This window comes from Streptomyces sp. NPDC057486 (assembly GCF_042802415.1).
GTDB lineage: Bacteria > Actinomycetota > Actinomycetes > Streptomycetales > Streptomycetaceae > Streptomyces > Streptomyces yanii.
The window spans coordinates 20208-46160 of record NZ_JBHVEE010000014.1 but is presented as its reverse complement, the minus strand read 5'-3'; the positions used below and the strand labels follow the sequence as shown (position 1 = coordinate 46160).

Sequence of the window (25953 nt, the reverse complement as noted above, 5' to 3'; positions counted from 1 at the left end):
AGTGCGTCGCAGACCCGGGGCAGACGGTGTGATCCAGGTGACACGTGCGTGTCCGCGGCCCCGCGGGAGCCGAAGATCGTCCGGGAGTGAGAAGTGCCGGTGAGGCCGTTGCCCGGCGGGGGGCGGGCCCATGGCGCACAGGGCCGCTCCGGGGAGGCGAGTTTCCGTCATTCCCGATTGTGCGTCCGGGTGCCCACCGGCCCGCCCAGGCATGTGGCTATGCCTTCCACGCTGTGCTGACGGCCCCTCAAGCGGTCAATAAAATAAGACAACATCGCGCCACTGTTCCGCTGATCGGGGGACACCCCCGGATAGGGTCATGTGCCAACGCGGAGCCGCGCGCCAAGCCCGGATGGTGGAATGCAGACACGGCGAGCTTAAACCTCGCTGCCCCTCGGGGGCGTGCCGGTTCGAGTCCGGCTCCGGGCACCACTGCGACGTTCAGTGACGCTGTCGATCGGCCGGACGTCACTTCGGCGGTCAACCTCCACAAAGATCCTCCCCTGGCACGAGAAAGATCCTCCCCTGGCACGAGGGTGATTCTTTTGCCTACCCATTACTCTTGTGGCAAGGCCACGCAGGGTGGCCATGAAGGAGTGAGATGAGGAGCAGCAACCCGGTCTTCTCGCGACGGGGGTTCAGCCGCGACAACGGCTACGCGGGCTTCAACGCGGCGCCGCAGGCCGGGGCCGCTACCGCGGGTGCCAACCCGTACGCGCAGGGCACCGCCGCCAACCCGTACGCCACCAACCCCTACGCCCAGCCGGACGCCCAGTACGGCGCCCCGCAGGCGCCCGCGCGCACCGGCGCGATGACGATCGACGATGTCGTGTCGCGTACGGCGCTGACGCTGGGCACCGTCGTTCTCACGGCAGCGCTCGCCTGGGCGCTGCTGCCGGTCGACCCCGCCAACATCGGCAAGTCGTACGGCATCGCGATCGGCGCCGCCCTGGTGGCCTTCGTCCTGTCGCTGGTCCAGTCCTTCAAGCGCCGGCCCGTTCCGGCGCTGATCATCGCGTACGCGGCCTTCGAGGGCATCTTCCTCGGGGTGATCTCCAGTGCGGTCAACGCCGCTCTGGGCATGGACGTCGTGGTGCAGGCGGTGTTGGGCACCATGTGTGTCTTCGCCGGCGTGCTCGTCGCGTACAAGATGCGCTGGATCCGCGTCACCCGTCGTTTCTACGGCTTCGTGATGGCCGCGGCCATGGGCTTCATGCTCCTGATGGTGGTCAACCTGCTGTTCTCCGTCTTCGGCGGAGGTGACGGCCTGGGCTTCCGCACCGGCGGTCTCGGCATCCTCTTCGGCGTCATCGGGATCATCCTCGGCGCGTGCTTCCTGGCCCTGGACTTCAAGCAGGTCGAGGACGGCATCGCGTTCGGCGCCCCGCGCGAGGAGTCGTGGCTGGCGGCCTTCGGCCTCACCATGACCCTGGTGTGGATCTACCTGGAGATGCTGCGCCTGTTCTCCATCCTGAGCGGCGACGACTGACCGTACGCACGCTCCGTCCGACGGAACGGCCCGCAGGCTCACCGCCTGCGGGCCGTTTCCGTCGGTCCGGGTTCCGCTCGCCTAGAGCGGCTTCCGCGCCGCCCGCCTCAGGTCGTACTCGTGGACGAGCGCCTTCGCGTGTCCGTAGGCGAGGTCGTGTTCGCTCCGCAGCCAACTGACCTTCTCGTCGAACCGGAGGGCAGGGCCGTCCTCGACGGTGCGGAGCCAGTCGGAGACTTCACGACCGGTGCAGTGAGGGATTCTGGAGAGCAGATCGCGATGGGTCTCTTCGGAGAAGACATGGGTCACCGGCGCCTCCGACGCATTGCGCGTTGCTGGTCCTTCCCGACACCGTGCCCGAGCGTCGGCCCGTTGGCAACCATCACGGGAGGGCGCGTAGGGTCGCGGCATGCTCGATACGACCCCGCTGGTCACCGCCGTGGACCGATTCGCCGACCGGCTGCGCGCCGCTCCGCAGAGCAGGCTGCAGCGCGGAGCGGCCGCCGAAGGGCTGGCCGCGGCCAGGGAATTGGCCGTACGAGCCCAGCGCATCGAGTCACCGGGCCGCGAGCCCCGCATCATGCCGGACGTGGGGATGTTCGCGATCGGCGACCAAGTCGCGGTCGCGGGACGGGACTTGGCGGTGGCATTGGAAAGGGCCCCGTCCGTCGAACTGGACGAGGCCGTGCGATTCGTCGAGGAAGCGACCGCCCGGGCTTTCGCGTAGCGGCCGTCCCGTACGGGAGGTCGTGGCAGCGGCCGACGAGGGCCGCTGCGCGGGAACCGGGGGTTCCCGCGGGTCAGAACGAGGCGATGACGCGGTCGGCGAGAATGTAGACGTTCTCCTTGCCGCAGGAGAAGGTCAGGGCGTACGCGCCGGAGACCCCGGAACCGCCCAGCAGTACCGGGTGCTCACCCGCCAGCAGCGCCTCGGCGAGCCGCTCGGCCGTCTCGCGGTGGCCAGGGGTCATGCAGAGCGTGGTGCCGTCGGCGAAGACGTAGACATCGAGCGTGCCGAGCGGGCCGGGGCGGACGTCGGCGAGCTCGGTCCGACTGTCGGCGAGCTCCTCCAGCCGGTTCACGGTGCGCTCGTGGTCGGTGACGACCGGGGTCTGTACCGGTACGAAGTCGGGGTGCGAGGGGTGCCGGCGCCGGGCCGCCGCCAGCTCGGGGGAGTCCTCGGCGAACTCCACCATCTCCGGGAGGTCGGTCATGTCGGCCTGACCGACCAGTTCCGTCAGCTCCTCGAGCGCCTCGGTGGCATCGAGGTCCATCGCCTCAAGGCCCGCGAAGTCCGCCTGGCGCGGCATGAAGAACGGCGCGTCCTCGCCGATCCCGGACAGGCCGCCCAGCAGGGACGGGGTGTCCGCGGCGTCGCGCGCCTCCTGGGAGGCCCAGAACGCGCGGGCCTCGGCGAGCTCGCGCTCACGCTCCTCGGCGAGTGCCTCGGCGACGGCCGCGCGTATCTCGGCAGCCGGGGTGGCGGTGCTGCGGATCTGCTGGGGCACGGCGGCGGTACGGGCGTGGCCGGCAGCCAGCTCCGTCCGCAGGGCCGTCACCTGCTTGCGCAGCCCGTGAGCAGCGTGCAGAGCGGCAGCGCCCACGGCCGTGGCAGCGGCGGTGGTCAGCAACAGGGCAAGAGGCATGACGCTCACTGACATACTCCCGGTTTCAATCGATCCCCCGACTTCCTACATCAGCTTGTCCTCTACCTGCGCCCGGTGTCAGTGCATTACGTCACGAATTGGACAGGTCTTTGTGCCTGGGGTTTAGCCCTGATGCGGGTGTGACCTGCGGAAATGGCTCTCCCCCAGGAGATAGGTCACATCCTGGGGGAGATTCGGTCACGGTCGGGGCTCGGAACCGGCCGGCTCGTCGGCGCGGGACACCCGCTCAGCCGCTCGTACGCGTGGCCGCGTTCGCTTCTGCGTGTGGTCGTGTTCGCTTCGCTTCCGCTGCGGGCAGGTGCCGCCTTCGTACCTCAGGCGCCCCCTTCCTTCCGCTGCAGCTCAGCTCAGTCGCTCGATGACCATCGCCATGCCCTGGCCGCCGCCCACGCACATGGTCTCCAGACCGAACTGCTTGTCGTGGAACTGCAGGCTGTTGATCAGCGTGCCGGTGATCCGGGCGCCGGTCATGCCGAAGGGGTGGCCGACGGCGATGGCACCACCGTTGACGTTCACCTTCTCCAGCGGCAGGCCGAGGTCGCGGTAGGAGGGGATCACCTGGGCGGCGAACGCCTCGTTGATCTCGGCCAGGTCGATGTCGTCGACGGTGAGGCCCGCACGCTTCAGCGCCTGCTTGCTCGCCTCCACCGGTCCGTACCCCATGATCTCGGGGGAGAGGCCGGAGACGCCGGTCGAAACGATGCGGGCCAGCGGGGTCAGACCCAGCTCGCGCGCCTTGGTGTCAGACATGATCACGAGCGCGGCGGCACCGTCGTTGAGCGGGCAGCAGTTGCCCGCGGTGACCAGGCCATCGGGGCGGAAGACCGGCTTCAGCCCCTGCACGCCCTCCAGGGTGACGCCCGCGCGCGGGCCGTCGTCCTGCGACACGACAGTGCCGTCGGGGGTCGTCACCGGGGTGATCTCGCGCGCCCAGAAGCCGTTCTTGATGGCTTCCTCGGCGAGGTTCTGCGACCGCACGCCGAACTCGTCCATGTCCTGACGGGTGACTCCCTTGAGCCGGGCCAGGTTCTCGGCGGTCTGCCCCATCGCGATGTACGCGTCCGGGACGAGGCCGTCCTCGCGCGGGTCGTGCCAGCCCGCGCCGGTCTCCTCGGCGCGGGCGGCGGTACGGGCCTCGGCCTCGGCGAAGAGCGGGTTGTGCGTGTCCGGCAGGCTGTCCGAGTTCCCCTTCACGAAGCGGGACACCATCTCGACACCGGCGGAGATGAAGACATCGCCCTCGCCGGCCTTGATGGCGTGCAGCGCCATGCGGCTGGTCTGCAGCGAGGACGAGCAGTAGCGGGTGACCGTGCAGCCGGGAAGGTGGTCCATGCCCATCTGCACGGCGATGATGCGGCCCAGGTTGTTGCCCTGCTCGCCGCCGGGGAGGCCGCAACCGAGCATCAGGTCGTCGATGTCCTTCGGGTCGAGCTCGGGGACCTTGGCCAGCGCGGTCTGGATGATCGTGGCGGTCAGGTCGTCCGCCCGCAGGTCCTTCAGCGACCCCTTGAAGGCCCGGCCGATGGGGGAACGGGCAGCAGAGACGATCACGGCTTCGGGCATCACGCGGCTCCATGAGGGCTGGAAGGCTGTCAGGGCTGAGCAGGACTGTCTTGGAAGTTACCCGTACGTATCGCCGAGGTCACCCGGCAGGCTGTGTGATGCGGGCCTCTTTTCTAAGCAACCGCTCAGGCGGTCCGGGGTGCGGGATCCGTGCCGGAGTCCCCGCCTGCGCGAGGGTCCCTGTCCAGCGGAACGTCCGGACCCTTGCCGTCCGGATGCAGGGCGTCCAGGTGCTGGACCTCCGGGGGCTGGACCTCCGGGCGACGGCCGTCCAGGTGCTGTGCATCCGAGTGTCCGACAGCCGGCTCCGGGTGCGGCTCCGTGGCCGCGGGCAGACGCCTGCGCCTGCGGTGCTTGAGGAGAGCCCACGGTGCCCGCGCCGCCGTGACCTCCGTACCGGCCTCCCGGGCCGCCTGGGACGCCGCCTTGGCCACGGGCAGCATGTCCTCGCGCCGCGACCCGTCGAGACGGTCGGACTCCGGCCACAGCCCCAGCGCGGCGCACAGCGTCGGCAGCAGTGCCATCGCCGCCGTCGCGTACCCCTCGGCCGACGGGTGGTAGTTGTCCGGGCCGAACAGCTCGCGCGGATTCGCTTCGAACTCCGGCCCCAGCAGGTCGCCCAGCGACACCGTCCGCCCGCCCTGCTCCACCGAACCGATCGTCTGCGCCGCCGCCAGCTGACGGCTCGCCCGCCGGGCCAGCCAGCGCAGCGGCTGGTAGACCGGCTCGATCGTGCCCAGATCCGGGCAGGTCCCGACGATCACCTCCGCACCCGCCGTACGCAGCCTGCGCACGGCGGTGGTCAGGCACCGCACCGACTCGGTGGCGGGCATCCGGTGCGTCACATCGTTCGCCCCGATCATGATCACGCAGACGTCCGGCGCACGGGACGTGTCGGCCAGCAGCAGCGAGACCTGTCGCTCCAGATCGTCCGACCGGGCCCCCGGCTGCGCGACGTTCCGCAGATCCACCGGCCGCTCCGACACCGCAGCGAGCCCCGAGGCGAGCAGCGCCCCGGGCGTCTGCCCGGCCCTGCGCACACCCTGGCCGGCCGCGGTCGAGTCACCGAGCAGCACGAGCCGCAGCGGCTCCGCAGGCCCGGTGAACGCCACCCCGTACCGCCCGTCCGCACTGGGCGGAACCGGTGCGATACCGCCTCCCACGTGCCGCTTCGCCAGCTGGACCTCCGCCAGCAACACGCCTGCCGCCGCCGCGCCGAGCAGTCCGATACTGCCGCCGCCGTAGGCCGCGCCCGCCGCGATCCGCCGTGCCACCCTTGCTCTCGACACAGTCCGGTCCACCTCCTCGTTGCCGTACCGCCGTACATACAGCTAACTGCCCCGTAACGACCGTCGCCCAATCGCTTCGCCCAATCTCATGCCCGTACGCATACCCTGGCCGCACCATCTCGGAGACCCCGGAGTAACACGGTGCAATTTCACGATTCGATGATCAGTCTCGTTGGCAATACCCCGCTGGTGAGGCTGCGCAGTGTCACGGCCGGCATCCAGGCGACGGTGCTGGCCAAGGTCGAGTACTTCAATCCCGGCGGTTCGGTGAAGGACCGGATCGCCCTGCGCATGATCGAGGCCGCGGAGGAGAGCGGAGCACTGAAGCCCGGCGGCACGATCGTCGAGCCGACGAGTGGCAACACGGGCGTCGGCCTGGCGATCGTCGCCCAGCAGAAGGGCTACAAGTGCATCTTCGTCTGCCCGGACAAGGTGTCCACGGACAAGATCAATGTGCTGCGCGCCTACGGTGCGGAGGTCGTCGTCTGCCCGACGGCCGTTGACCCCGAGCACCCGGACTCGTACTACAACGTCTCGGACCGGCTGGTCCGGGAGACGCCGGGTGCCTGGAAGCCCGACCAGTACTCGAACCCGAACAACCCGCGCTCGCACTACGAGACCACCGGTCCCGAGCTGTGGGAGCAGACGGACGGGAAGATCACCCACTTCGTGGCGGGCGTGGGAACCGGTGGCACGATCACCGGCACCGGCCGCTATCTGAAGGAGGTCAGCGGCGGCTCGGTCAAGATCGTCGGCGCGGACCCGGAGGGCTCGGTCTACTCCGGCGGTTCGGGTCGTCCGTACCTGGTCGAGGGCGTCGGCGAGGACTTCTGGCCGACCGCGTACGACCGGACGGTCACGGACGAGATCGTCGCCGTGTCCGACAAGGACTCCTTCCAGATGACCCGGCGGCTCGCCAAGGAGGAGGGTCTGCTCGTCGGCGGCTCCTGCGGCATGGCGGTCGTGGCGGCCCTGGAGGTCGCGCAGCGCCTCGGACCGGACGACGTGGTCGTCGTGCTCCTCCCGGACAGCGGCCGCGGCTATCTGAGCAAGATCTTCAACGACGAGTGGATGGCCGACTACGGCTTCCTGGACGACACGGGTACGTCCGCCCGCGTCGGCGACGTGCTCGACCACAAGGACGGTCCGCTGCCGACGCTCGTCCACATGCACCCGGAGGAGACCGTCGGGGAGGCGATCGACGTCCTGCGCGAGTACGGCGTCTCGCAGATGCCGATCGTGAAGCCGGGCGCCGGCCACCCGGACGTGATGGCCGCCGAGGTCATCGGTTCGGTCGTGGAGCGGGAACTGCTGAACGCGCTGTTCGCGCAGCGCGCCTCGCTCACCGACCCGCTGGAGAAGCACATGTCGGCGCCGCTGCCGCAGGTCGGCTCCGGCGAACCGGTCGAGGACCTGATGTCGGTGCTCGGCGGCGCGGACGGTGCCGACGCGGCGATCGTGCTGGTGGAGGGCAAGCCGAAGGGCGTCGTGAGCAGGCAGGACCTGCTGGCGTTCCTGGCGAAGGACGCGGGTCCGAAGCAGTAGGGAGCGATTCGGGGCTTCGCGAAAACGGTACGAGCACGACACGTACGCGCAGCACCGGCTTAACACGGCTCCGGCACATTGGTGGGTGTCGGCAGGGAAACCCGCCGGCACCCAAGACGGCGACGCGGACTACGGAGCGGCTCCCGGACCTCCACTGTCGCCAGGACGCGCGCACCCGGCCCTGACCCGGACCCGCGTCCCTCGCGGGGACCGCCGTCGTCCCGCCCCCTGGGAAACCGGGGGTGCGGCGGTCCCCGCGACATATCTATGCGCGTCAACAGGTGATTGCGTCGGGCGTGTCCGCAGGTGACGGCTGTCAGCGCGTCCCCGTGCGTCGGTTCGCTGTGTCTCCCCGTGCGACGGTTGTCGGCGCTTGCCCGCTGTCGCTCTCCGCGGCCGCGGGCCACTCACCCGGCCGGTGCGGCCGCCCAGCTCGCCAGCAGCGCCATGCGCTCCGCGGTCTCCGTGCCCGGTTCCGGGGTGTAGACCACCAGCGACTGGCCAGGGTCGCCGGGCAGCCCCAGCGTCTCGTACGGAAGCGTCAGTTCGCCCGCGACCGGGTGCAGGATGCGCTTGACGCCGTACGTCTTCGTCTTCACCTGATGGTCGGCCCACAGTCGGCGGAAGTCCTCGCTCCGCATCGACAGCTCGCCGACCAGGGTGGCGAGCTTTCTGTCCGTCGGGTGCAGTCCGGCGTCCAGGCGCAGATGTGCGACGGTCTCCGCCGCCACCGCCGCCCACTCCGGGTACAGCTCGCGGGCCGCCGGTTCCAGGAACACCTGGCGCGGCATGTTGCGCTCGGCGACGGGCATCCGGGAGAAGCCGACGAGGGCGTCACCCAGGGCGTTCCAGGCCAGGACGTCCATCCGGCGGCCCAGGACGAACGCCGGGGCCCTGTCGACGGTGTCCAGCAGCAGCCGCAGACCGGGCCGGACCCGCTGGGCGGCGTTGGCCGGCCGCCCGGTCCGTGCCTTCGGTGCCGGGCGGGCCACGGTGTGCAGATAGGCCTGTTCCGTCTCATCCAGCCGCAGCACCCGGGCGATCGCGTCGAGCACCGCGTCCGAGACGCTCGGCCCACGGCCCTGTTCCAGCCGGATGTAGTAGTCGACGCTCACCCCCGCGAGCTGCGCGACCTCCTCGCGGCGCAGCCCGGGAACCCGCCTGCGGCCGTATGCCTGTAGGCCGACGTCCTCGGGCTGAATGCGCGCGCGTCGTGAGCGAAGAAAGTCTCCGAGGTCCCCGTCCATGCCCCGATCGTAGGAGACCGGTCGGAACGGAGCCTGGTACTGGCAGACCCAGGAAAGACGCATCCCTGGGTAGCGGGCGGGCGACGGCGGAGGGTGGGTCCTGCCACCGGGGAGACGCCCCGGCGGACACCACGTACAAGGAGTACGGACATGTCGTACGAGACGCTCGCAGGCCGCACCGCCGTCATCACCGGAGCAGCCAGTGGCATGGGCGCCGCCACCGCCGCGCTGCTCGCAGCCCAGGGCGTAAGGGTCGCGCTGCTGGCCCGGCGGGCGGAACGGCTGGAGGAAGTGGCCGCCAAGATCGTGTCCGAGGGCGGCGAAGCGCTCGTAGTGGTGACCGACGTCACCGACCAGGCGTCCGTCGACACGGCAGCCGAGCGCGTGCACACCGCCTATGGCCGGGCGGACCTGGTGGTCAACGCGGCCGGAGTGATGCTGCCGAACCCGGTGGACGAGGGCCGCACCGACGAATGGCAGCGGATGCTCGACACCAATGTGTCGGGCGCGCTGCGGATCATCCGGGCCTTCACGCCCGACCTGGTGGCGGCGGCCGCCGACGGCCGCACCGCGGACCTGGTGAACATCTCGTCGATCGGCGCGCACGTCACGTTCCCCCACTACGCCGTGTACGGGGCGACGAAGGCGGCGCTCAGCCATCTGTCGGCTTCCCTGCGTACGGAGCTCGGCCCGCGCGACGTCCGCGTCACCAATATCGAACCGGGCCTCACCGACACGGAGCTGGCCGGCCACATCGACAACGCGGAGCTGTCGAGCCAGCTGGACGGCATGTTCGACGCGCTGGGCGGACTGTCGGGCGACGACATCGCGGACCTCGTCGCGTACACCACCAGCCGCCCGCGCCACGTCAACCTGCGCCAGCTGATCGTGCTTCCCACGCGCCAGGCGTAGCCGCGCGTCGGCCTCGCACCCACCGCGCGCTCAGCCGGCTGCTCAGTCCTCCCAGTCGGACTTCGAGCGGTTCTCCGAGCGCCGGAACAACGGCCGACTGCGGGCGGCGTTGAAGGCGTTCACCCCGACGATCCCCAGCCAGGCCACGACGAGTCCCTCGATCCCGGCGTTCGCGACCCCGATCGCGGACAGCGGGATGGCCAGGACCAACGAGACGATCCCGAACCCGAACCGCTCACCGAAGTCGCCCAGCGGCGGCTGGGGCGTATGGGCCCCTCGGGCGACTTTGATCTGCTGCTCGCCCAGGTGCCGCCGCACCCGCCGGTCGAGCGTGGCGTCGAGACGCTGCTCGACCTTCTCCAGAAACGAGTCGATGAGCGCGGACTCGTATTCCGGCCCCAGCTCGCTGCGCGCCTGCAGGGTGGCATTGAGCTCTTTCTTGAACTCGGAGTCACGGGCTTCCATGCGCCTACGGTACGAAGCGGCGGGGCCGGGCGCAGTGGGGCTAGCCCCCCTGTTGGGCCTCGGGCGCGTACCGGGGCAGGCCGTCGGTGGAGATCGTCCACTCGCCGGTCGTGATGTCCGCGCCGTGCACGAAGTCCTTGCGGGTGGCGTGGCGCGGACCGCTCGGAGTCGGATGGATGACCGCCCGGCCACACCACGTCCACCGGCAGTCCGGCGGCACGGGTCTCTTCAACTGTGCCGGCGGGCCGCCGCAACTGTGTCGGCGCGCAGCCGCCCTTCGGCTCAGCCGACCGGCACCCGGTCCGTCGGCATGATGGTGGCGGCCGGAATGTGGGTGGTGTCGCGGCGGGCGAGCAGCCAGTACAGCAGGGCCGGTACGAGCAGGCCGATCACCCAGGAGATGTCCGCGCCGCCCAGCGGCTCCACCAGCGGGCCGGTGTAGAAGGTCGTCGCCAGGAAGGGGAGCTGGGCGACGATGCCGACCGCGTAGACCGTCAGTGCGTCCCAGCGCCAGGCGCCGTAGCGGCCGTCCGGGTCGGACAGGGCCGGGATGTCGTAGCGCTCGCGCGATATCAGGTAGTAGTCGACGAGGTTGATCGCCGACCACGGGGTGAAGAAGGTCAGCAGGAACAGCAGGAAGTCCTTGAACGAGGCGAGGAAGGTGTCCTTGCCGAGCAGGGCGACCGCCGTGCCCGCGATCATGATCACGGCGATGTACGCGGAGCGGCCGCGCTGCGACAGTGCCCGCTGCCCGCGGAAGCCGCTGATCCCGGTCACCATCGACATGAAACCGCCGTAGGTGTTCAGCACGTTGATGGTCAGCTTGCCGAGAGCGATCACGAAATAGAGCAGCGAGGCGATCAGCCCGGTGCCGCCCAGCGAGACGACGTAGCTGACCTGGTCGTCGAGGAACGCGGCGCCCGCCGATGCGGCGACCAGCACGCCGAAGGTCATGGACCACTGGGAGCCGAGCGTCGTGCCGGCCAGCGTCCACCAGAAGGTGGCGCGGGAGCTCGTACGGCGCGGCAGGTAGCGCGAGTAGTCGGCGACGTAGGGCCCGAAGGCCAGCTGCCAGGACGCCGCGATCGACACCGCGAGCAGGAACATCGGCAGGTCGAAGGCGCGGTCGGCGAGGGCGGCGCCGAGATCGATCCGGTCCAGCAACCGGATACCGAGATAGATGAAGGCCAGCGCGCAGACCACACTGGCGACCCGGCCGAGGGCGTGGACGACCCGGTAGCCGATCGCCGCCATCAGTGCGGTGATCGCCGCGAAGACGAGGATGCCGGGGGTCTGCCCGAGGTGGGTGAGCTCGCCGACCGCCTGGCCGGCCAGCACGCTGCCGCTGGCGAAGAAACCGACGTACATCACGACGACCAGGAGCAGCGGCACGACCGCGCCCCGCACCCCGAACTGTGCCCGGCTGGAGATCATCTGGGGCAGGCCCAGCCTGGGGCCCTGCGCCGAGTGCAGCGACATCACCGCTCCGCCGAGCAGGTTGCCCACCAGCAGGCCGATCAGGGACCAGAAGGCACCGCCGCCGAAGATGACTGCGAGTGCGCCGCTGACCACCGCGGTGATCTGGAGGTTCGCTCCGAGCCAGAGGGTGAACTGGGAGAACGCGGTACCGTGCCGTTCGTCGTCCGGTACGACATCGATCGAGCGGCGCTCGACGAGGGAGTCGGCCATCGGGGATTGCTCCTTTTCTCTTACTTCTCTGCCGGACCGTGCGCCGCGGCCCAGTCGTGCGCCACGTCCTCCGGGTCCTTCTTGTCCTTGTCCACCAGGCGGTTCATCTCCGTGAGGTCCTCTGTCGTGAGGGTGGCGCCCAGGCGGGCCAGTGCCCTGTGGACCGTGGAGTGGAGTCCGCCGCGCGGTCGGCGATCAGCTCCCTTGCCCCGGCTGCATATAGTCATGCAGAGTTCTCGTTGGCTGAATAGATTGTCAATGCCTTGAGGTAAAACACTGGTCATAGAAGCCCGAAAAGCAGGATCGAGTGTCCGGATGAGGAGTGTTTGCGCGTGATGTCGTCCCGCATGATGGACTTCTCGCCCTTCGGTGGATGGGCCGCGGACCACGCCGTCTCCATCGTCGAGCTCGGCGGAGAGGCACTCCCCGTCGCCGATGCCGTCCGGATTCCCCGCGGCGCCGCCCGCCCCGCGCCCGCCTCGCTCGGCCACGCCGTGCTGTCCAGGGGCGTGGAGGAGCGGGCGAGTTTCGCCTCGCCGGCAGCCCGCCGGACGCTGCGTGTGTGCGGCGCCCACCGGCAGGTCGTCGCCCGCGAACTCGTCTCCGCCGTAAGGGTGTTGCGGCTGCGTGACCTGCGACCCGATCCCGGTCTGCCGGTCGGGCGGGGATTCGAGCCGGCCGATTCCCTGCTCGAAGGGGAGTTCGCGGACCGGCCGCTCACCGATGATGTGAAGGTGGCGGCCGGGTACCTGCTCGACCGCTGCACGGACCTGTGGAACACCGATCTCACCAGCACGAGCAGTAGGGGGACAGCATGAGCGGGAGCAGCCCGGCCGCGCGGTTGCAGCAGCTCTTCGAGGGGCACCGGCTCACGCCCACCCAGCGGCGGATCGCGCACTCGATGGTGCGCAGGGCCGGGGACGTCCCGTTTCTGTCGAGTGTGGAGCTGGCCGAGCTGGCCGGGGTCAGCCAGCCGTCCGTCACCCGGTTCGCCGTCGCGCTCGGGTTCGACGGGTATCCGGCGCTGCGCAAGCATCTGCGGGAGGTTGCGCCCGGACCCGTCGAGGGCGGTGCGCGCGCCGCCGACACGTACAACGAGTACCAGCAGGCCGTCCGCGCCGAGATCGAGAACCTGCAGCACCTCGCCGAACTCCTTGCCGACCCCACTCCGGTCGAGCGGGCGGGGCGGCTGCTCGCCGCGTCGCGCCCGCTGCCGGTGCTCGGGCTGCGCGCCGCCTCCTCGCAGGCGCGGGGCTTCGGCTACTTCGCGGCCAAGGTCCACCCGGATGTGCGAGTGCTCGACGAGGGCGGCAGCATGCTGCACGACCGGATCGACGCCGCATGCCGGGCGGGGGCGAGCGCGCTGGTCTGCTTCGCGCTGCCGCGCCATCCCAAGGAGGTCGTGGACGCGCTCGCGTACGCCCAGGAGCAGGGACTGGCCGTGGTGTCGGTGGCCGATTCGGCGTTCGCCCCGGTGGCCAAACACAGCGACCTGCTGATTCCCGCCGCCGTCGGCACCGGACTCGCCTTCGACACGGCGTGCGCGCCGATGCTGCTGGGCCGGGTGCTGCTGGAGGCGATGTGCGACGACCTGCCGGACGCGCAGGCGCGGCTGGAGGAGTTCGACGCGCGGGCGGCGGCGCGCGGGCTGTTCGTGGAATGAGGGCGTGACGCACGGGATGTGGCTGCCGGGCCTCCCGCCGGGGTGAGCCGCCCGGGGGTTGTCGTCGCCGCCCGGGGGACCGGGCGGACGGCCGATGCCGATGCCGACGTCGGGTCTGCGGCTGGGCGGGCGGTCGTCGGCGTCCGGAACGTGATCGTTTCCGGTGCTGAAGGGCCCGGGAATTCGCCGGCTGGGAACGGCTCCGCGGAGGCGCGTCCGCCTGCGCCGGGGCGAGGACGGCAGGGCGGGTGTCCGGTGCTGAGGGAAGTCCGGCCGGTGGTCGGCATTCCTCGCCGATTCTCAGACACCGCTCAGATACGGCCATTAATCTGCGCCCCGGGAATCAGCATCGATGGCTGTCGAGAGGGGTACCGACGTGGGGCGCGGAGCGCAGTCGCTGGCGAGGGTGGCCGTGATCGTACGGGCCGGAGCCGCACCGCTGTGGTGGCCGGGGCTGCTTGCCGCCGCCGTCGGTGCGCTCGTCCCGGGGCTCACCGGTCGTCGGATCGGACTGCTCGCCGGAGCCGCGCTCTTCCTGATCACCGCGGTTGTGGTGGCGCTCGCACGCGGGCGCAGGTACGCGGAGCTGGCGAGGGCCGCCACCCGTGCCGGTCGGACGGACTTCCTCCAGGACCGGGCCGTGACCGTACGCAACTGGCGGCGCGGGCACCGGTGGTGGCTGCTGGGCGGGGTCCTCGTGGCGATCGCCGGCGGAGTCGTGCTGCCCGGCGCCGGTGGGCTGATGCTCGCGGGCGCGGGGGCCGGCCTCTGGGCCAAGTCCGTCCGGATCGGGCAGCGGGAGCGGAAGGACGAGGTCCTGTACTGGGTGCGGACCGACTGGGTGGAGAACGGACGGCCCGCGGGCAAGCAGGTCGCGGCATACCGGACGACCGGGCCGGTGGCGGGCGACGCCGCGCCCGGTGGGGCGCGGCGCCGCTGAGGGCGGTCTGCGGAGGTCAGACCTCCAGTTCGGCCTCGATCCGCTTCAGTTGGTGGCGGGCCATCGCCAGGTTGGCGCGGCCGCCGTCCAGCACCAGGTAGAGGAAGAGACCGTTGTTGCCGCGCGCCTTGAGCAGCCGGATCAGGTGGTACTGGGCACCGAGGGTGATCAGGATGTCCTCGATCTCGTCCTTGATGCCGAGATGTTCCATGGTGCGGAGCTTGGCGCGCACGACATCCGTGTTGCCCGCGGCAGCGACCTCCAGGTTGAAGTCCTTTCCGCCGCCGAGGGTGCCCAGCGCCATGCCGCTGGTGTAGTCGACGAGTGCGACACCGAGGGTGCCCTCGATGGACGTCATTGCTTCCTTGAGCGACGCTTCGGTGTTGGCCATGAGTGCTCGTTTCCTTTCCTTGCCGGCCGAGGTGACCGGCTCCGTTTCTGGCGTTCCCGGTGCGGTGCGACTGGTGCTACGTGCGGTGCGGGAGGGGGCCGGAGGGTGGGGTCCGTGGACGCGGGGCATGCGTGGCCGGCGCGGGTTGTGCGGTGCGTTTCAGCGTGGCGTCGACCAGTTCGCCGATCCGGGCGCTCGCCCGGCGGCCTTCCAGGTGGAGCCGGCCGACGTTGATCCGGTCCTCGGCCAGGAGTGTGAGGACGGCGGATGAGCCCGCCGCGTAGGTGGCGATGTAGCCGGTCTCGCCGCGTACGAGCAGTTCGCGGAAGCCGCCCCGGCCGGTCGCCTCCGCCATCCGGAGCGCGACGCCGAGCGCGGCCGCGGTGAGCGCGGCCACACCCTCCGCCTCGACTCCCGGGGTGTCCTGCGCCAGGACGAGGCCGTCGGTGCTGGCGGCCAGCGCGCCCGCGAGGAGCGGCACCCGGGCCCGCAGCCGCTGGAGTTCGTCCAGGACGCCCTGGACCTCGGCCTCGGGAACCATCAGCTGTCTCCTCCCGGCACGCTGTCTGAGCGCGCGTATCACAGGGCCTCCAATGCGTCTCTGAGTCGGCGCAGCAGGGCGACGTCGGGGTCGGCCGTGACCTCGGGAAGCGTGATCCGGCCGGGCGCGGAGGCGGACGGGGCCGCCGTCTGCCGGACCGCTTCGACCAGTCCGGCGGCCGTGAGCCGCCGAAGGTCGACGAGGATGTGGAACGCCGAGCGGCCCAGGTGCTGGGCGATGTCGGGTGCCGTGCGCACTCCGTCCACCAGGTCGAGTACGCGGCGCCGGCGCGACGGGACAGGAGCGTCGACGGGATGGGCCGCCCGGGCGAGCGGGGCGGTGTCGGTCACTGCGTCGGGCCAGATCCGGTCGAGCAGCTCCCGGCGCCGGAGCGTCTCGCGCTGCACGGCATCGACGGGGACGGGGTGCACGGGACCGATCCAGTGCGAGACCCCGTAGCGGAACCGGGCCGGGGTGCGGGTGGGGGCGAGGGCGAAGAAGGCGGCGTCGTACAGCGCACTCAAGTGGCAGAGCTCCAGTGCGCCGCCGGGTATTCGTCCGCTGTCCACCAGGTAGCGGCCGACCCGCTGCCCGGCGCCCGCCCGGGCGACCGCGTCCCACCAGCCGTCGCGGTGCAGGGCGCCGCTCGCGGTGAGCAGGATGTCCAGGCCTGGTGTCGAGGGGCTCTCGGCGTGCACGACCTGGCCGTCGACGAGGTAGAGCGTGCCGCGGTCGCGCATCAGGGCGCCGGTGGCGCGTTCGGCGGCGAGACGCTGGAGCATGGGAGAGAGGGTGGAGGCTGCTGTCACGGGAGAGGTGCTCTCGGGTGAGGTTCTCGCGGGAGGCGTTCTCTCGGGCGCGCCGGTTCTCATGCCAGGACCAGCCGCTCCGCCATCTCGCCCAGCCTCATCCGGGCCAGCGCCAGGTTGCCGTCGGAGCGGTCGAGCCACAGATGCAGGAAGACGCTGCTGTCGAAGGCCGTCTCGACGAATCGGATGATGTGGTAGCCGGCGCGGGTCGTGACGATGACGTCTTCCACAGGTGGCGCGGCGCCCGTCGCGGTAACGTCGTTCTCGCCCGGGCCTGTTAAGGGTTCCGGGGCGGAGAGGGCGAACACGGGCTGCTCCGCCGCCATGCGCGCCACCTCGGCCGTCTCGGCGGCGGTCGCCTCGTGATCGCCGTTGGGCGAGTCGCCGATGGTGCCTAGGGCGAGACCGCTCGTCCAGTCGACCACCGCGGCGCCGCGGGCACCGGGCAGCCTCATGACTTCGAGCAGACACTCGTCGATTCCGGGCACGCGGATTCCCTCCCGACATGACGTGCGGCTGTGACCCAGAGGCTACGCAACGTGCCTGCGCCAGGTGGGAGTTCTGGCATTTTCCATTGGTACATGCGGGAGGCGATCGGAAACGGTCGGAGCCGCCGCCGCCCCTGCCGTGTTCTGTCCGCGTTCGGTGCCGCATCCCGTGTTCGGGGCAGGTCTTTCGGGCGCGCCTGTTGACTACAAGTATTCAGGACAGCAGGATGTGAATAGATGCAACACAGTCGCGAGGAGGCATTGTCATGTCAGGACCCCGCCCCGTACGGGCACCGCGCGGTACCGAACTGAGCGCCCTGGGATGGCAGCAGGAAGCCGCCCTCCGCATGCTGCAGAACAATCTCGACCCCGAGGTCGCCGAGCACCCCGACAAGCTCGTCGTCTACGGCGGCACGGGCAAGGCGGCCCGCGACTGGCGCTCGTTCGACGCGATGGTGCGCACGCTGCGGACGCTCAAGCAGGACGAGACGATGCTCGTCCAGTCCGGGCGCCCGGTCGGTGTCATGCAGACCCACGAGTGGGCGCCGCGCGTCCTGATCGCCAACTCCAACCTGGTGGGCGACTGGGCGAACTGGGAGGAGTTCCGCCGCCTGGAGGCGCTCGGACTCACCATGTACGGCCAGATGACGGCCGGGTCGTGGATCTACATCGGTACGCAGGGCATCCTGCAGGGCACCTACGAGACGTTCGCCGCCGTCGCCGCCAAGAAGTTCAACGGGACGCTGGCCGGGACGATCACCCTGACCGCCGGGCTCGGCGGCATGGGTGGCGCCCAGCCGCTCGCCGTGACCATGAACGACGGCGTCGCGATCTGCATCGACTGCGACCCGCGCGCCATCGAGCGCCGCATCGAGCACCGCTACCTGGACGTGCGCGCCGACTCCCTGGAGCACGCGCTCCAGCTCGCCACCGAGGCGCGCGACGCGCGCAAGCCGCTCTCCATCGGGCTGCTCGGCAACGCGGCGGAGCTGCTGCCCCGGATGCTCGCCGAGGGCGCCCCGATCGACATCGTCACCGACCAGACCAGCGCGCACGACCCGCTCGCGTACCTCCCGATCGGCGTCGACTTCGACGACATGGCCTCGTACGCCGCCGAGAAGCCCGCGGACTTCACGCAGCGGGCACGCGAGGCGATGGCCAAGCACGTCGAGGCGATGGTCGGCTTCATGGACGCCGGGGCCGAGGTCTTCGACTACGGCAACTCGATCCGCGGCGAGGCCCAGCTCGCGGGCTACGACCGGGCATTCGACTTCCCCGGGTTCGTGCCCGCGTACATCCGGCCGCTGTTCTGCGAGGGCAAGGGCCCGTTCCGGTGGGCCGCGCTGTCCGGCGAGGCGTCGGACATCCACAAGACCGACAAGGCGATGCTCGAGCTCTTCCCGGAGAACGAGTCGCTGCACCGGTGGATCAAGATGGCCGGTGAGCGCGTCCACTTCCAGGGTCTGCCCGCCCGGATCTGCTGGCTCGGCTACGGCGAGCGCGACCGCGCCGGTGAGCGGTTCAACGACATGGTGGCCTCCGGCGAGCTGGCCGCACCGCTGGCGATCGGCCGCGACCACCTGGACTGCGGGTCGGTGGCGTCCCCGTACCGCGAGACCGAGGCGATGCTCGACGGGTCTGACGCCATCGCGGACTGGCCGCTGCTGAACGCCATGGTCAACGTGGCGTCCGGCGCCTCCTGGGTCTCCATCCACCACGGCGGCGGCGTCGGGATGGGGCGCTCCATCCACGCCGGTCAGGTGACCGTGGCCGACGGTACGAAGCTGGCGGGCGAGAAGATCCGCCGGGTGCTGACGAACGACCCCGGAATGGGGGTCATCCGGCACGTCGACGCGGGGTACGACATCGCGGAGTCCGTTGCCGCGGACAAGGGCGTGCGGGTTCCCATGACGGAGGGGCAGTGAGCCTGCCGGGCGGAGGCGGCTCCGTGGAGGCCGAGGGTTCCCCGGCGCCCACCCTTCCCCATGGTCCGCAGGGACCGGGACGGGGCGGGCAGCCGTCCTTCCAGGACATGTGGAAGGAACTTGCCCCCGTCGGACGCCACGCCGGGAGCGGTGGGTACCGGCGGTACGCCTGGACCGGTGCCGATGCCGACTGCCGGGTGTGGTTCCGGGAGCAGGCCGAAGCGCGTGGGCTCGGGTACGAGGTCGACCGGAACGGGAATCAGTGGGCCTGGCTCGGGGATCCGCTCGGTGACGACGCCGTCGTCACCGGGTCGCATCTCGACTCCGTGCCCGACGGCGGTGCGTTCGACGGACCGCTCGGTGTGGTCTCCTCCTTCGCGGCGCTCGACGAACTCCGCCGCAGAGGAGTCGAGTTCACCCGGCCGTTCGCCATCACCAACTTCGGTGACGAGGAAGGGGCCCGGTTCGGGCTCGCCTGCGTCGGGTCCCGGCTCGCCGCCGGGCAGCTGACCGTCGAGAAGGCGCACCAGCTCCGCGACGGCGACGGCATCACGCTGCCGCGGGCCATGGAGGCGGCCGGGTACGACCCCGACGCCATCGGCCCGGACCCCGAACGGCTGGCCCGTATCGGCGCTTTCGTCGAGCTCCATGTCGAGCAGGGGCGCTCCCTCGACCTCACCGGTGACCCGGTCGGTATCGCCTCCGCGATCTGGCCGCACGGCCGCTGGCGGTTCGACTTCCGGGGCGAGGCCAACCACGCGGGGACCACCCGGCTCGTCGACCGACGCGACCCGATGCTCACGTACGCCGAGACCGTGCTGGCCGCCCGTCGTGAGGCGGAGCTCACCGGCGCCCTCGCCACCTTCGGGAAGATCGCCGTCGAGCCGAACGGCGTCAACGCCATCCCCTCGCTCGTCCGTGGCTGGCTCGATTCGCGCGCCGCCGACCAGGACACCCTCGACGCCGTCGTCACCGGCATCGAGCGGGCCGCCAGGGAGCACGCCGAGCGTGCGGGCATCGATCTCGATGTCGTACGGGAGTCCTTCACGCCCGTCGTGGAGTTCCAGCACGCCCTGCGTGACGAACTCGGCAAGATCCTGACCGGCCGGGGCGGCGACGACGCGGGCAGGGCCGTGCCCGTCCTCGGCACCGGCGCCGGACACGATGCGGGTATTTTGTCCGCTTCGGTCCCTACCGCCATGCTGTTCGTACGGAACCCCACCGGGATCTCGCACTCGCCGGCCGAGTACGCCGCCGAGGACGACTGCACCGCCGGGGTGATCGCCCTCGCCGATGTACTGGAAGGTCTCGCGTGCAGCTGACAACGACACCGACGGGCGCGCACCGCACCGCCACGTTCTGGATGTCCCACGCCTGGCTCGGCACCCATGTCGAGCCGGGCGTGACCCTGGACGTCGCCGACGGGCGGATCGCCGGAATCCGCACCGGTGTCGACGCCCCGCCGCGGGGCGCCACCGTGCTGCGCGGGCTCACGGTGCCGGGTCTCGCCAACACTCATTCGCACGCCTTTCACCGCGCCCTGCGCTCCACCGTCCAGGTCGGCTCCGGCACCTTCTGGACCTGGCGCGAGCTCATGTACCAGGTCGCGGCCCGGCTCACCCCCGACACGTACTACGACCTGGCCCGTGCCGTGTACGCCGAGATGGCGCTGGCCGGCATCACCGCGGTGGGTGAGTTCCACTACCTGCACCACGCGCCGGGCGGGGCACCGTACAACAACCCCAACGCGATGGGCGAAGCCCTGATCGCCGCCGCCGAGGCGGCCGGGATCCGGATCACCCTGCTGGACACGGCCTATCTCGCCGCCGGATTCGGGCAGCGGGCCGGCCGGTACCGGGAGCCCGACCAGCACCAGCTGCGTTTCTCCGACACTACCGCGGACGCCTGGGCCGAACGCGCCTCCCTGCTCAAGGGAAGCGACCACGCCCTGATCGGCGCGGCCGTCCACTCCGTACGAGCCGTGCCCGCCGGGCAGCTCGCGACCGTGGCGAAGTGGGCCGAGGAGCGGCAGGCGCCCCTCCACGTCCACCTCTCCGAACAGACCGCGGAGAACGACGCCTGCCAGGCAGCCCACGGCTGTTCCCCCACTCGGCTCCTCGCCGACCACGGGGTTCTCGGCCCGCGCACCACCGGCATCCACAACACCCACCTCAGCAGTGAGGACATCGCGCTGCTCGGCGTCTCGGCCACCGGCACCTGCATGTGCCCCACGACCGAACGCGACCTCGCCGACGGCATCGGACCCGCCGTCGCCCTGCAGCGCGCCGGCTCGCCGCTCTCCCTCGGGAGTGACAGCCACGCCGTGATCGACCTCTTCGAAGAGGCCCGCGCGATGGAGCTCAACGAGCGTCTGCGCACCCATGCCCGCGGCCACTGGACAGCGGCCGCACTGCTGCGCGCCGCCACCGTCGACGGGCACGCCGCCCTCGGCCGGTCCGACGCGGGCACCCTGGAACCGGGCGCGCTCGCCGACTTCACCACCGTCGCCCTGGACTCCGTCAGAACAGCGGGACCGGTGCCTCGACTGGCTGCCGAAGCAGTCGTATTCGCCGCCTCCGCGGCCGATGTGCGCCATACGGTCGTGGCAGGCCGCCACATCGTCCGCGACGGGCAGCACACGCTCGTCGAGGACGTCCCCGCAGCACTCGCCTCGGCCATCGCCGTCCTGCACGGCTGACCCCGGACCCCCGCAAGGAGAACAGTCCCCCGATGACGACGACCGCCATCACCAACATCGCCAGTCTGGTCACCAACGACCCCTCCCTCGGTGACGGTTCCCCTCTGGGCCTGATCCTGGACGCGGCCGTCGTCATCGAGGGCGACCGGGTCGTCTGGACCGGTGAATCAAGGAAAGCACCCGCCACTGACAACGCCGTCGACGTGGGCGGCCGCGCGGTGATCCCGGGATTCGTCGACTCCCACTCCCACCTCCTCTTCGCGGGCGACCGCACGGAGGAGTTCAACGCCCGGATGTCCGGCCGCCCTTACACCGCGGGCGGTATCCGCACCACGGTCGCCGCCACCCGCGCCGCCACGGACGACGCGCTGGACGCCAACGTCGTCCGCTATCTCGACGAGGCGCTCCGCCAGGGCACCACCACGTTCGAGACCAAGTCCGGCTACGGGCTCACCGTCGAGGACGAGGCCCGCGCCCTGCGCATCGCCGCCCGCCACACCGACGAGGTCACCTACCTCGGCGCCCACGTCGTCCCCCCGGACTACGCCGACGATCCCGCCGGGTACGTCGACCTGGTCACCGGGCCGATGCTCGACGCCTGTGCCCCGTACGCCCGTTGGGTCGACGTGTTCTGTGAGAAGGGCGCGTTCGACGGCGACCAGGCCCGCGCGATCCTGACCGCGGGCATGGCCAAGGGCCTGCACCCCCGGGTCCACGCCAACCAGCTCACCTACGGCCCCGGCGTCCAGCTCGCCGTCGAGCTGGACGCCGCTTCCGCCGACCACTGCACGCACCTCACCGACGCGGACGTCGACGCCCTCGCCCAGGGCAACACCGTCGCCACGCTCCTCCCCGGCGCCGAGTTCTCCACCCGTGCGAACTGGCCCGACGCCCGCCGCCTCCTCGACGCGGGTGCCACCGTCGCGCTGTCCACGGACTGCAACCCGGGCTCGTCGTTCACCTCGTCCATGCCCTTCTGCATCGCCCTGGCCGTACGCGACATGGGCATGACCCCCGACGAGGCCCTCTGGTCCGCCACCGCGGGCGGCGCGGCGGCCCTGCGCCGCACGGACATCGGCCGCATCACCCCGGGCGCCCGCGCCGACCTGGTCCTCCTCGACGCCCCCAGCCATGTCCACCTCGCCTACCGGCCGGGCGTCCCCCTGGTCCAGGCGGTCCGACAGCGCGGTGAACGCGCTCTCTGAGCGATGTCTCCGGCCTCGCCCCCGAATTGGAAGAACCCGACTTTCACTCTTCAGCCGCATGCGGAAGGACCTGCCCTTTGTCGGGCAGGTCCTTCCGCAAGTGGTCCCGCTGGGGCGCGGGGAACTCCGGGATCATTCCTCCAGAGTCAGGCCCTTCCTGAGCTTGACCAGCGTCCGGGAGAGCAGCCGCGAGACGTGCATCTGGGAAATGCCGAGTTCGTCGCCGATCTCCGACTGCGTCATATTGGCGACGAAGCGGAGCGAGAGGATCTTCCGGTCGCGACCGGGCAGCGCGGCGATCAGCGGCTTCAGGGACTCGACGTACTCGATGCCTTCGAGTCCGTGGTCCTCGTAGCCGATCCGGTCCGCCAGCGCGCTCTCGGTCTCGTCCTCCTCGGCCTTGGCGTCGAGCGAGCTCGCGGTGTACGCGTTGCTCGCGGCCATGCCTTCGACGACCTCGTGGTCGGTGAGTCCGAGGCGGTCGGCGAGTTCGCCCACGGTGGGTGCCCGGTCGAGCTGCTGGGCGAGTTCGTCGCCCGCCTTGGCCAGGTCGAGCCGCAGCTCCTGCAGTCGGCGCGGGACGCGCACGGACCACGTGGTGTCGCGGAAGAATCGCTTGATCTCGCCGATGATGGTCGGCATCGCGAAGGTCGGGAACTCGACGCCCCGGCTCAGCTCGAACCGGTCGATCGCCTTGATCAGGCCGATGGTGCCGACCTGGATGATGTCCTCCATCGGTTCGCTGCGGGAGCGGAACCGTGAGGCGGCGAACTTGACCAGGGCCAGGTTCAGTTCGACGAGTGTGTTGCGTACGTACGCGTACTCGTGGGTGCCCTCTTCGAGGGATTCGAGCCGCGCGAAGAGTGTCTTCGACAGAGCCCGGGCGTCCAGTGCGCCCACTTCGTCGTACGGCGGGATCTCGGGAAGTCCTTCGAGATCGTCGCTGCCCTTGGCGCTGCCGATGTCGCTGGTGCTGCTGGTGCTGCTGGTGCTGCGGCGCGGAGCGGGTATGGCGACCGCGGCAGGGGAGTCTGATTCGGTCAGTCCCTGAGGACATGCTGACGTCGCGATGTGGGTACGCGGTCCGTCGAGCCGGGGTGACATGGTCTCCTCCATCGTTCTCGGCATATGGCTGCCGATGCCCATACGTGTTCCTGCGGTGAAGCGGCGCCTCCAAAGCCGGTTGTGTTTCGGGTGTCCCTCTACCCTTACCCGGTCCGGACGTGCAGATACAACCGCCAATTGAGGCTATATGTCCGGTTTGTTGAGGTCTTCGGCTACCGTGTGCCGTACGGAACGCGTAGTGTTTTACGAACGTCAGCGACAGCTACACACGCAACCGCACGCGCCATCGCAGAGAGTGACGCGCACGGTGACGCAGGCAGTGACGAACGGCGAAGAGGGACGGGCATGGACCGCCAGACGGTCGGCAGTGCGAACCGGGGTCGACTTCGGGTCGAGGTCCGGACAGAGGGGCGCAGCGAGGTGGTGACGCCGGTGGGTGAGCTGGATCACCACACGGCCGATCTGCTCCGCGAACCCTTGGAGAGCGCGGTCGAACAAGGACGGACCCGACTGGTGGTCGACTGTTCGCGACTCGAATTCTGTGATTCCACCGGGCTCAATGTGCTGCTCGGTGCCCGCCTCAAGGCGGAGGCGGCCGGGGGAGGCGTCCATTTGGCCGGAATGCTGCCGGTGGTGGCGAGGGTCTTCGAGATCACCGGGGCCGAGGCGGTCTTCACCGTCCACGACTCCCTCGAATCGGCGCTGGACACCTGATCGTGGCCCGGAGCGCAGTCTCAGCCGTCCCGGGTGTCGCCTGCCTCACGCATTCCGCATGGGCGAAGTGGGTGTTGTCACGATACGGCCGGGCAGGAGACACCCCGGCGAACCTCGTGTGACCCGAGTGGCCTGCACACTCCGTATGCGGTCGGTGCCCGTTTCGGCAGCCGCACCCGTATCTGTATCTGTAACTGTTCAATGGCGACATGGTGAATCGGTGAGGTGAAGCGCTGATGAGCACCACCCGGCAGCATCCGCCGGGCGACCTCGGCCGGGAGCCGGAGGGCGCGGGCGACGGCGCCGACGCAGCCTCCTCCGGGCCCGTCGACCGGCGGTGGCGCACGCTGCCCCTGCGGGAGGTCAGCGGCATCGTGCCGACGGCCCGCGATTTCGCCCGTCAGGCACTCCACGACTGGGGCTGGCTCCCGGCGTCGAGCGCCGACCGGCGCGCAGCCGCCGAGGACGTCCTGCTGGTCGTCTCCGAACTGGTCACGAACGCCTGCCTGCACGCGGAAGGCCCCGAGGAGCTTCGCATCGCCTGCACCTCGAAGGTGCTGCGGGTGGAGGTCGTCGACGGCGGTGCGGGACAGCCCGCGCCACGCACCCCGCACCGGGCGGGCCGGCCCGGCGGGCACGGCATGTTCATCGTGCAGCGGCTCTGCCTGGACTGGGGTGTCCAGCGGGTGCCGGGCGAGCCCGGCAAGACCGTATGGGCGGAGCTGGCCGCCCCCGCGTAGTCATCACCCGAACCGTCGGGCCGTACGGCCCCTCCTTCCTGCCCACGAAGAGCGCGCCGGATCGGCGCGCTCTTTGTCTTCCCTCCATACGGCCCCAGGCGTACCTTGAGCGCCCAATCTGATGTGTCGTCAGTAACTTGCGTCGGAGTGATACGGCGCGCGGCGACTTCCGGCATGAGGGGAACTGAGGTGCCGTACCCGAAGCGAACAGCTCTCGCGCTGGCGTCCGCGCTGGCCGGCTCGGTGGTGCTGCTGGCCGCGCCCGCCGCCCACGCCACGGTCGTGGACGTCGACTACAAGTGCAAGACGCCGATCGGCGACAAGAGCGCGGTCTCGCCCATCGACATCAAGAGCGTGAAGAGCGGCAGCAGTTACACGCTCACGATGTCCTTCCAGAAGGGCGTCTCGTCCAGCCCCGTCGAGCTGGGCAAGGGCGCCATGAAGCCCAGCGCTGTCATCCGGCTGAGCGGCGCCGAATCGGGTCAGGTCCAGGTCTCGGGACCGGCGAACTCCGCGGCGATCCCGGCGAACACCCCGATCAAGATCAGTGACCTCTCGGGTACGTACACCCCGAGGAAGAGCGGCAAGGTCGGCTTCACGGCCGGGGTCCTCACCATCAAGGCGCTCGGTACGACCACGACCTGCACGCCGGGCAACAGTCCGAAGCCGTCGCTCGAACTCGATGTGACGGCGGCGGGCGGCTCGAAGGACACCTCGGAAACGACCCTGCCGAAGACCGGACCGCTCGACTCGGCGATGGCGCTCGGGACGCTCGGCGGCACGGTACTGCTGACCGGTGCGGCCGGGGTGCTGTGGCTGACCAGGCGCGGACAACGGGCCGCGGGCTGAGCTCCACGGAGCCGCCGCGCGCCGTCCGTACGTACACGCCCGTTCTGTACGCAGCAGGG

25 protein-coding genes, 1 tRNA gene and 2 pseudogenes are annotated in these 25953 nt (G+C 70.5%); 15 read left to right on the top strand and 13 right to left on the bottom strand.

The features are described 5' to 3' along the window. Positions 1-346: 346 nt before the first annotated feature. Positions 347-432: transfer RNA gene (locus ACFU6I_RS09830), tRNA-Leu, on the top strand. A gap of 169 nt (positions 433-601) precedes the next feature. Then, on the top strand, positions 602-1489 hold the full coding sequence (locus ACFU6I_RS09825; protein ID WP_384363507.1) for a Bax inhibitor-1/YccA family protein: 888 nt from the start codon (positions 602-604) through the stop codon (positions 1487-1489). Between the two features lie 81 nt (positions 1490-1570). Here the strand turns inward: ACFU6I_RS09825 and ACFU6I_RS09820 are convergent, their stop codons facing one another. Beyond that, a complete protein-coding gene (locus tag ACFU6I_RS09820) occupies positions 1571-1798 on the bottom strand; it encodes a DUF4287 domain-containing protein (protein ID WP_384363505.1) in 228 nt (75 codons plus the stop codon). 100 nt (positions 1799-1898) lie between these two features. Here ACFU6I_RS09820 and ACFU6I_RS09815 point away from each other — a divergent pair, with 100 nt between their 5' ends. Further along, on the top strand, positions 1899-2216 hold the full coding sequence (locus ACFU6I_RS09815; RefSeq protein WP_384363503.1) for a hypothetical protein: 318 nt from the start codon (positions 1899-1901) through the stop codon (positions 2214-2216). A gap of 73 nt (positions 2217-2289) precedes the next feature. Here the strand turns inward: ACFU6I_RS09815 and ACFU6I_RS09810 are convergent, their stop codons facing one another. From ACFU6I_RS09810 to ACFU6I_RS09800, 3 genes are all read right to left on the bottom strand, one after another. Then, positions 2290-3150, bottom strand: coding sequence for a hypothetical protein (locus ACFU6I_RS09810; protein WP_384363501.1), 861 nt, complete (start codon positions 3148-3150; stop codon positions 2290-2292). A gap of 348 nt (positions 3151-3498) precedes the next feature. Beyond that, the gene (locus tag ACFU6I_RS09805; RefSeq protein WP_384363499.1) at positions 3499-4719 is read right to left on the bottom strand and encodes an acetyl-CoA C-acetyltransferase; all 1221 of its coding nucleotides are present in this window, start codon (positions 4717-4719) and stop codon (positions 3499-3501) included. Between the two features lie 125 nt (positions 4720-4844). Then, a complete protein-coding gene (locus tag ACFU6I_RS09800) occupies positions 4845-5993 on the bottom strand; it encodes an SGNH/GDSL hydrolase family protein (RefSeq protein ID WP_384363590.1) in 1149 nt (382 codons plus the stop codon). A 156-nt stretch (positions 5994-6149) separates the two neighbouring features. Here ACFU6I_RS09800 and ACFU6I_RS09795 point away from each other — a divergent pair, with 156 nt between their 5' ends. After that, complete coding sequence (locus ACFU6I_RS09795; protein WP_384363497.1) at positions 6150-7553, top strand: cystathionine beta-synthase; 1404 nt, start codon at positions 6150-6152, stop codon at positions 7551-7553. 407 nt (positions 7554-7960) lie between these two features. Here ACFU6I_RS09795 and ACFU6I_RS09790 read toward each other — a convergent pair whose 3' ends face one another. Continuing rightward, the gene (locus tag ACFU6I_RS09790; protein ID WP_384363495.1) at positions 7961-8800 is read right to left on the bottom strand and encodes a helix-turn-helix transcriptional regulator; all 840 of its coding nucleotides are present in this window, start codon (positions 8798-8800) and stop codon (positions 7961-7963) included. Between the two features lie 150 nt (positions 8801-8950). On the opposite strand from ACFU6I_RS09790, the gene ACFU6I_RS09785 reads away from it, so the two are divergent. After that, positions 8951-9712, top strand: coding sequence for an SDR family oxidoreductase (locus ACFU6I_RS09785; RefSeq protein WP_384363493.1), 762 nt, complete (start codon positions 8951-8953; stop codon positions 9710-9712). Between the two features lie 42 nt (positions 9713-9754). Here the strand turns inward: ACFU6I_RS09785 and ACFU6I_RS09780 are convergent, their stop codons facing one another. The 3 genes and pseudogenes from ACFU6I_RS09780 to ACFU6I_RS09770 form a co-directional block, all read right to left on the bottom strand. Continuing rightward, complete coding sequence (locus ACFU6I_RS09780) at positions 9755-10177, bottom strand: hypothetical protein (protein WP_384363491.1); 423 nt, start codon at positions 10175-10177, stop codon at positions 9755-9757. Between the two features lie 282 nt (positions 10178-10459). Beyond that, positions 10460-11866, bottom strand: coding sequence for a purine-cytosine permease family protein (locus ACFU6I_RS09775; protein WP_384363489.1), 1407 nt, complete (start codon positions 11864-11866; stop codon positions 10460-10462). A 20-nt stretch (positions 11867-11886) separates the two neighbouring features. Beyond that, positions 11887-12065, bottom strand: a pseudogene (locus ACFU6I_RS09770) (glycine betaine ABC transporter substrate-binding protein); the annotation flags it as partial. Positions 12066-12336: 271 nt separating this feature from the next. Between ACFU6I_RS09770 and ACFU6I_RS09765 the strand changes: the two are divergent. From ACFU6I_RS09765 to ACFU6I_RS09755, 3 genes and pseudogenes are all read left to right on the top strand, one after another. Next, a pseudogene (locus ACFU6I_RS09765) lies at positions 12337-12684 on the top strand (histidine ammonia-lyase); the annotation flags it as partial. Further along, the gene (locus ACFU6I_RS09760) at positions 12681-13529 is read left to right on the top strand and encodes a MurR/RpiR family transcriptional regulator (RefSeq protein WP_384363487.1); all 849 of its coding nucleotides are present in this window, start codon (positions 12681-12683) and stop codon (positions 13527-13529) included. The pseudogene ACFU6I_RS09765 and the gene ACFU6I_RS09760, both read left to right, overlap by 4 nt. Positions 13530-13881: 352 nt before the next feature. Then, complete coding sequence (locus tag ACFU6I_RS09755) at positions 13882-14469, top strand: hypothetical protein (protein WP_384363485.1); 588 nt, start codon at positions 13882-13884, stop codon at positions 14467-14469. A 16-nt stretch (positions 14470-14485) separates the two neighbouring features. Here ACFU6I_RS09755 and ACFU6I_RS09750 read toward each other — a convergent pair whose 3' ends face one another. The 4 genes from ACFU6I_RS09750 to ACFU6I_RS09735 all read right to left on the bottom strand — a co-directional run bounded on the left by ACFU6I_RS09750 (position 14486) and on the right by ACFU6I_RS09735 (position 16698). Next, positions 14486-14860 (bottom strand): hypothetical protein, encoded by a 375-nt coding sequence (locus ACFU6I_RS09750; protein WP_384363483.1) that lies wholly within the window; start codon positions 14858-14860, stop codon positions 14486-14488. 76 nt (positions 14861-14936) lie between these two features. After that, entirely contained in the window at positions 14937-15401 is a 465-nt protein-coding gene (locus ACFU6I_RS09745) for a roadblock/LC7 domain-containing protein (RefSeq protein ID WP_384363481.1), read from the bottom strand. Between the two features lie 38 nt (positions 15402-15439). Next, positions 15440-16183: a transcriptional regulator gene (locus tag ACFU6I_RS09740; RefSeq protein WP_384363479.1), complete on the bottom strand. Its 744-nt coding sequence runs from the start codon at positions 16181-16183 to the stop codon at positions 15440-15442. 86 nt (positions 16184-16269) lie between these two features. After that, positions 16270-16698: a hypothetical protein gene (locus tag ACFU6I_RS09735; protein ID WP_384363477.1), complete on the bottom strand. Its 429-nt coding sequence runs from the start codon at positions 16696-16698 to the stop codon at positions 16270-16272. Positions 16699-16964: 266 nt separating this feature from the next. Here ACFU6I_RS09735 and hutU point away from each other — a divergent pair, with 266 nt between their 5' ends. The 4 genes from hutU (at position 16965) to hutI (ending at position 22526) form a co-directional block, all read left to right on the top strand. Next, complete coding sequence (hutU, locus tag ACFU6I_RS09730) at positions 16965-18623, top strand: urocanate hydratase (RefSeq protein WP_366135369.1); 1659 nt, start codon at positions 16965-16967, stop codon at positions 18621-18623. Positions 18624-18730: 107 nt separating this feature from the next. After that, positions 18731-19945, top strand: a complete 1215-nt coding sequence (locus ACFU6I_RS09725) for an allantoate amidohydrolase (protein ID WP_384363588.1) — start codon at positions 18731-18733, stop codon at positions 19943-19945. After that, the gene (locus ACFU6I_RS09720) at positions 19936-21321 is read left to right on the top strand and encodes a formimidoylglutamate deiminase (protein ID WP_384363474.1); all 1386 of its coding nucleotides are present in this window, start codon (positions 19936-19938) and stop codon (positions 21319-21321) included. The genes ACFU6I_RS09725 and ACFU6I_RS09720 overlap by 10 nt, the downstream gene beginning before the upstream one ends. 32 nt (positions 21322-21353) lie before the next feature. Continuing rightward, on the top strand, positions 21354-22526 hold the full coding sequence (hutI, locus tag ACFU6I_RS09715; RefSeq protein ID WP_384363472.1) for an imidazolonepropionase: 1173 nt from the start codon (positions 21354-21356) through the stop codon (positions 22524-22526). A 132-nt stretch (positions 22527-22658) separates the two neighbouring features. Here hutI and ACFU6I_RS09710 read toward each other — a convergent pair whose 3' ends face one another. Further along, a complete protein-coding gene (locus ACFU6I_RS09710) occupies positions 22659-23630 on the bottom strand; it encodes an RNA polymerase sigma factor SigF (protein ID WP_384363586.1) in 972 nt (323 codons plus the stop codon). A gap of 306 nt (positions 23631-23936) precedes the next feature. Between ACFU6I_RS09710 and ACFU6I_RS09705 the strand changes: the two genes are divergently transcribed. From ACFU6I_RS09705 to ACFU6I_RS09695, 3 genes are all read left to right on the top strand, one after another. After that, positions 23937-24305: an STAS domain-containing protein gene (locus ACFU6I_RS09705; RefSeq protein ID WP_384363470.1), complete on the top strand. Its 369-nt coding sequence runs from the start codon at positions 23937-23939 to the stop codon at positions 24303-24305. Positions 24306-24541: 236 nt separating this feature from the next. After that, positions 24542-25045: an ATP-binding protein gene (locus tag ACFU6I_RS09700; RefSeq protein WP_345517763.1), complete on the top strand. Its 504-nt coding sequence runs from the start codon at positions 24542-24544 to the stop codon at positions 25043-25045. A 189-nt stretch (positions 25046-25234) separates the two neighbouring features. After that, a complete protein-coding gene (locus ACFU6I_RS09695; RefSeq protein WP_384038935.1) occupies positions 25235-25894 on the top strand; it encodes a peptidase in 660 nt (219 codons plus the stop codon). Positions 25895-25953: the final 59 nt, after the last annotated feature.